The organism is Ruegeria sp. SATB027 (genome assembly GCF_059613825.1).
Window position 1 is genome coordinate 377189 of sequence record NZ_JBXWTH010000028.1, and the last position, 6000, is coordinate 383188.

Below are 6000 nucleotides of genomic sequence, written 5' to 3' on the forward strand. Positions count from 1 at the left end.
GTGCGATTGCGGCAATTGCTGACGCAGCATTGATTTGCTGTCGCAGCACATTCATCGCTGCGTTGCAGCTGTTGTCGCCAGACCGGTCATTCAAAGCTATGATGATGCGATACTATCAAACTCTAGTTTCGCGGCACATAGGATCAGCAGCTTAGACGCCGAACAAAGCCAACGTTTGCGTTGTCGCTGGCAGTGCAGCAGGACAGGCCATGCGGGCCTTCAGCCAGTAAGCAAATTCTCGTTATGGCTCATGCAGGTGGCGAGGAAGAGGGAGTATGTCGCGGTCGTGGAATTTTTCATAAAGTCGAGATATTGCAGAGATTGGAACTTTGGTTCCTGCTTCGTGTTTGAATTGATCAGGAACGAGGCACCAATAGTGCTTCTATTTGTTGTTATGCTTTTTTGACAAGCGTAATCTTGTTTTTCTGACAGGAAATTAACGTTACTGCCGAACGCGATAGCCGGAAGCAATGATCTTGTTTATCAGAACTGCGGCGGCCTGGTGCATGTCCTTTTCATCGTTATTGCCGACTGCTGTTTCGTGGGCAGCAGCTGCGTCATGCAGAACTCCCACAATTTCATGTTCGGGCAGAAGCTCACGATCTTTAATTGCAAGCAAAAGCGCTTCACAAATTGAGAGTGCGGCCATTCCTGAATGGTCTTGCCGGTCAGCCATGGTAGACGTCCTTTTCTAACAGGCGTCCAAGCATGGAAGCGCCACGATGAATTGCACCATACTGGCATAGATTGCTGTATACTTAACTGATCGAAAGCAGTCTTGGCGTCGGATAGTTTCGCGGGCTGCTCATCGATGAAGGAAGAACACTTGCGCACTATCAAAAATAGTCCACTCACCCGAAAGCTTTCAAACTTCGTCGCTCTGACTGAGGTTGAACTTGCGGTATTGGCACGCCTGCACAAGCGTCGCAGAACCTTTGAAGCCGGACGTGACCTTGTGCATCAAGGGCAATCAGAGCAGGCGGCCTACATTCTGGCCTCGGGCTGGGTTTGTTCCTACAAAACCCAGACTGACGGGTCGCGTCAGATCGTCGATTTCCAAATACCGGGTGACTTTCTGGGCTTGCGAAGCGTTCTGTTGCACACCTCGGATCACAGCATAGAACCAATCATGGAAATCCAAGCCATTGAAGTAGTAGTGGATGATCTCCTGGAAGCATTTGCGCAGACGCCCCGGCTGGCGACAGCAATTCTTTGGGCGGTATCTCGAGATGAAGCGATGGTGGTTGAGCACCTGGTCAACATAGGACGGCGAGATGCGGGTGAGCGCATGGCGCATTTTCTTTTGGAACTTGGTGTGAGGCTGACTCAGGTCGGGATGGCAAACAAGACGGGATACACTTGCCCCCTGACACAATACCACCTTGCCGATGCGCTGGGACTGAGTGCCGTGCATGTTAATCGTGTCCTACGGCAACTGCGGGAGAAGGGGTTGGTTACTTTTCAATCCGGGCAAGTGGCATTTGATGATTATGACGGACTGGTGACGTTGGCCGGTTTTGACCCCACTTATCTGGATCAGGCCGGGCCACTGTTGAAGCAATAGGTTCACCCCTTCAGCGATGCCGGGATTTTGATGATAGTTGCCTGGTTAGAGACGCCATTCGCTTCGGCAGATTTTGGATTTCACCGAAAAAGAAGCGCAAGATAAATACAGTCCGATTGCGGTACTGGATTTCCTGCGCTTCTCAAATACTCGTTAAGAACACGCCAGCAAATATCCCGCCAACACACATCACGTTGCCGGAATCCAAACATCGTTGCACTGACGCAGGTTAGTCAATTTTTGGCAGTACCGGATTCTCGGGCACCAAATGCATTTGAGATTCCAATAAAATCTCAGGTCATTGGCCGCAGACTAACATCGATCAGCGCGCGTCTGCCATTTGCACATTATTCTAAATCGCAACGCCTGTACTACCGCGGCGCTTACGAGCGTGTACCGCGGCAGACTGCGCGGGGAAGATCCAACAAACTATATGGAGGACCAAGGTGAGCACGAGATCGTCCAGTTCTTTGGTGACGTTTTCAAATCCGTTCTCTTTGTCCGGCTACCCGGATGAACTTCCTGCAGGCGAGTATGAAGTAGTTGTTGAAGAAGAACTACTACAGGGCCTGAGTTTCGAAGCATATCGCAGAACCGGAACCTACCTGACAGTTCAGGGCAAAGGCAGCAAGCCAGGTCGCACGGAAATGCGCCCAATTGACCCAGAAGATTTTGAACTGGCGCTCAAGCAAGACCAAACCTTGGCCACATCTAACAATGACAGCGATGCGGCGCTTTCCCCGCAGGAGGAATAGATTATGAACACGCCCGAATGGCTTAAACCCGGAATCTACGGTGCTCTGATCGGCGGGGTTTTCGTAGGCGTCGTTGGATTTTCATGGGGTGGATGGATGACCGGCGGTAGCGCGGACAAGATGGCCAACGCCATGTCCCGCGACAATGTAATCGCTGCGTTGGTTCCGGTCTGCGTCGACATGGCGAGAACTGACGCCCAACGCGCCGAAAAAATAACGACAATCAAAGAGGCTTCTTCTTTCAAACGGAAGGATGCCGTCATGGAGGCAGGCTGGGCAACGGTACCGGGATCTGAAACTCCTAACAAAGATCTGGCACAGGCCTGTATCGAGGGGCTGAACCTGGATGGATCGTAACTCAATCACTCAACATTCGGACAACGCCGTTAGCACCAGGGCAAATCGAAAAAAACAGCACTGGTTTTGCGCTCACTTGATGACTGCGTTGTTTGTTGTCGTCTTCAGCAGTTTGGCGGGCTCCTTTATCTCATCAAGTCCCGCATCGGCCGAAACAAATTCGATCCCTGATAACGCGCATCCCAAAAAGTATGGCGACGGTTGGGAATGCGATTTGTCCTATCGGTTGAAAGGCGAAGAATGCGTGGCCATTGTCGTGCCGGGAAATGCCTACCCCACAAATAGAACCTACGGCTCAGGGTGGGCATGTATGCATGGCTTCATTGAAGTTGGTGGCACCTCTTGCACTGAAGTAATTGTGCCTGAGGGTGGATATCTCGATCCATCAGGTGAGAGGTGGCGATGCCTGCGGGGGTACACAAAAGTAGACGATAGCTGCCAGAAAATTGTCGTGCCGGATAATGCTTACCTGACGAACAGCACTTATGGATCTGCATGGCGTTGCAACCGTGGCTACGAGACAGATGGTGAAGCGTGCGTTGCAATAGCAGTGCCGGAAAACGCTTTTCTGAACGCATCAACCAGCGGGCGCCCCTGGACCTGCGAGCGTGGATATTTTGAGCGAGACGGAAGGTGCGATGCCGTCATCGTGCCTGAAAATGCTTTCTACGATGACGCGATCCATGGAGTTGGATGGAAATGCGAACGTGGCTACGAGGCGTCCGGTGATCGCTGCAATGCAATCGAGCTACCGGCAAATGCCCATATCGACCGATCCGGCAATGGGTGGCAATGCCACAAAAACTATCATCGATCAGAAGGGCTGTGTGTTCTGAACCAGTGAGAATTCAGACAGAAAGCCCACTTTCCCAAACTTCACAATTATTGCCCGTCCTTACCAAGGACGCGCGTTTCACACTCTAAAAAGGAACAAATATGAAACCCGTACCCATTGCGTCGGATGCCAAGCAGTTCATTGCCAGCGATGCGCAAAAGCTGGCGCCTAAACAAGCAGTTTTTCCAGAGCTTCACAGCAAGACACTCGTGACAGATACACCGACTGCAATTGTGTATTGCGAAGGAAACTTCGCAAAGATCGATGGCAAGACGGCTAATGGTCTCGTTCGACATTCACAGGCCTATCGCGTTCTTTCGGTGATCGACAGCACGTATGGCGGTTGTGACAGTGGCAAAGTGCTTGATAATATCGCAAATCAGGTTCCCATCTTCGATGATCTTGATGCCGCCGTCGCTAATGAAGCTACGATCCCCGACACTTTTATTTACGGAATGGCGCCGGCCAGCGGCAGAATGTCCCTTGAGGATCGCGAAGTTGTTGTGGATGCGATAACGCTCGGAATGAACATCGTCAGTGGGCTGCATGAATTTCTTAGCGATGACAAGGAGCTCGCCGGATTTGCCAAAATTCACGATGTCACGATACGCGACATTCGCAAGCCGCGGCCCAATCCCGACCTGCGCCTGTTAGATGGCAGTATTGGAGACGTCCAGGCGATCCGCATCGCGGTGTTCGGCACCGATTGTGCAATTGGAAAGCGTACAACCGCGACAATCCTGACAGGCGCACTTAACGCGCATGGGATCAAAACAGTTTTGGTCGGCACCGGCCAGACAGGTTTGATGCAGGGCGCCAAGTATGGTGTCGCGATGGATTCGGTGCCGCCGCAATTTTGTTGTGGCGAACTTGAGCGCGCTGTTGTTGCGGCATCCGAGGGTGAGCACCCCGATGTAATAGTGATCGAGGGCCAGGGCGCGCTAAGCCATCCGGCTTTTTGCACATCAGCCTTCATTCTGCGAGGCAGTCAGCCACATGCAGTTATTCTTCAACACGCGCCTAAACGAAAACGTCGATGTGATTTCCCCAACATGACTATGCCCGACCCTTGCGATGAAATCACCCTGATCGAGGCTTTTGCGAACACAGAGGTAATTGGCATGACGATCAACCATGAAGGAATGAATGATGTTGAGATTTCAAAGGCTATCACAGACTACAACTGCAAATTGTATCTCCCGGTCACTGACGCATTGAACCGTCCTCCAAAAAACTTGGTGAATATGGTTCTATCTGCCTTTCCGCGCTTGCAACCCGTACGTGCTACGACGATTGAATGAGCAAGCTGCGTATCGACGTTGATCTGGACAAAATTCGGTACAACACACGGTTCCTGGTCGACCACCTTAGACCCCGCGGAATTACGGTGACAGGTGTGACAAAAGCCGTTTGCGGTCATCCTGAGATTGCGAATGCTATGCTTGAAGGTGGCGCGACAGGGCTGGCGGACGCGCGGATCAGCAATATCATGCGTATGCGCGATGCTGGAATCTCGTGCTCCATATCCTTGATCCGAACGCCCATGCTGAGCCAGGTCGCGCAAGTCCTTGATAACTGCGATGTCAGCTTCAACACTGAGATGGACATTATCGCCAGCCTGGCCATCGAGGCGCTGGGGAAGAACATTACTCACAATATTATCCTGATGGTGGAAATGGGGGATATGCGGGAGGGCATCTTGCCTGAACACCTTGAGGGCACTGTGTCTCAAATTCTTAGAATGGAAGGGATTTCTCTGAAGGGGATTGGCGCAAATTTTGCCTGTCTGGGTCATGTGGCACCCTCTGCAGGAGCAATGGAATTGCTTTCGTCGCTTGCCGCCGACACCGAACTTGCAAGTGGACCCGCTCTGGAAACAGTGTCAGGCGGCGGTTCTGCCAGTTTGCCATGGGCGCTTGGCAAGGGGGCGACCGGAAAAATCAACAACCTGCGTCTGGGTGAGGCCATCCTGCTGGGTACCGATCCCGTTTCGGGGTACGCGATCGACGGGCTTTACACAGATGTTTTCACGCTTTGGGCGGAAGTGATCGAAACGAAGACCAAATCAAATCCAAATCCCTTGCAATTGAATTATCCCATACCTTCAATGCAGTGTGTGACTTTAGACAGTCCTTCGAACACTCGGTCGATCCTTGCCATTGGACTCCAGGACACCGATGCGGCGGGTCTAATTTTCCCTGCTGGCGTCACGTTCGTCGGAGCCACCAGTGATCATATCGTTGTTGAAAACACCAATTGTCTGCTTCGCCCTGGTGGCGAGGTGAAGCTGAAATTGAACTATAGCGCGCTCTCGCGCGGCATGGCTGCACCCGATGTAGCAAAAGTCTTCCATGGTGATGGCGCATTGGTTGACTGCACCGCAGCGAACACTGATCGCCCATATTCGAAGCGTGTCTAACGTCAGCGCTTGTGGGACAGATTTGAGGTTTTCGTAACGGAGGATTTCTGGTTCATCGCAGCCTATATGG

General features: G+C 52.0%; 7 protein-coding genes. 6 read left to right on the forward strand and 1 reads right to left on the reverse strand.

Annotated features, from left to right (window positions below; all coding sequences use genetic code 11):
• Window positions 1-442: 442 nt before the first annotated feature.
• Window positions 443-676 (reverse strand): hypothetical protein, encoded by a 234-nt coding sequence (locus AC2FPW_RS07060; RefSeq protein ID WP_170743324.1) that lies wholly within the window; start codon window positions 674-676, stop codon window positions 443-445.
• A gap of 135 nt (window positions 677-811) precedes the next feature.
• Here AC2FPW_RS07060 and AC2FPW_RS07065 point away from each other — a divergent pair, with 135 nt between their 5' ends.
• The 6 genes from AC2FPW_RS07065 to AC2FPW_RS07090 all read left to right on the forward strand — a co-directional run bounded on the left by AC2FPW_RS07065 (window position 812) and on the right by AC2FPW_RS07090 (window position 5930).
• Window positions 812-1564 (forward strand): Crp/Fnr family transcriptional regulator, encoded by a 753-nt coding sequence (locus AC2FPW_RS07065; protein WP_170499212.1) that lies wholly within the window; start codon window positions 812-814, stop codon window positions 1562-1564.
• A 446-nt stretch (window positions 1565-2010) separates the two neighbouring features.
• On the forward strand, window positions 2011-2319 hold the full coding sequence (locus AC2FPW_RS07070; protein WP_170452327.1) for a hypothetical protein: 309 nt from the start codon (window positions 2011-2013) through the stop codon (window positions 2317-2319).
• Between the two features lie 3 nt (window positions 2320-2322).
• Entirely contained in the window at window positions 2323-2676 is a 354-nt protein-coding gene (locus AC2FPW_RS07075) for a hypothetical protein (protein WP_480774558.1), read from the forward strand.
• On the forward strand, window positions 2666-3520 hold the full coding sequence (locus AC2FPW_RS07080) for a hypothetical protein (RefSeq protein WP_480774557.1): 855 nt from the start codon (window positions 2666-2668) through the stop codon (window positions 3518-3520). The genes AC2FPW_RS07075 and AC2FPW_RS07080 overlap by 11 nt, the downstream gene beginning before the upstream one ends.
• 92 nt (window positions 3521-3612) lie before the next feature.
• A complete protein-coding gene (locus AC2FPW_RS07085) occupies window positions 3613-4812 on the forward strand; it encodes an N-acetyltransferase DgcN family protein (protein WP_496812980.1) in 1200 nt (399 codons plus the stop codon).
• Window positions 4809-5930: an alanine/ornithine racemase family PLP-dependent enzyme gene (locus tag AC2FPW_RS07090; protein ID WP_496812981.1), complete on the forward strand. Its 1122-nt coding sequence runs from the start codon at window positions 4809-4811 to the stop codon at window positions 5928-5930. Before AC2FPW_RS07085 ends, AC2FPW_RS07090 begins: the two co-directional genes overlap by 4 nt.
• The last annotated feature ends 70 nt before the right edge of the window (window positions 5931-6000 follow it).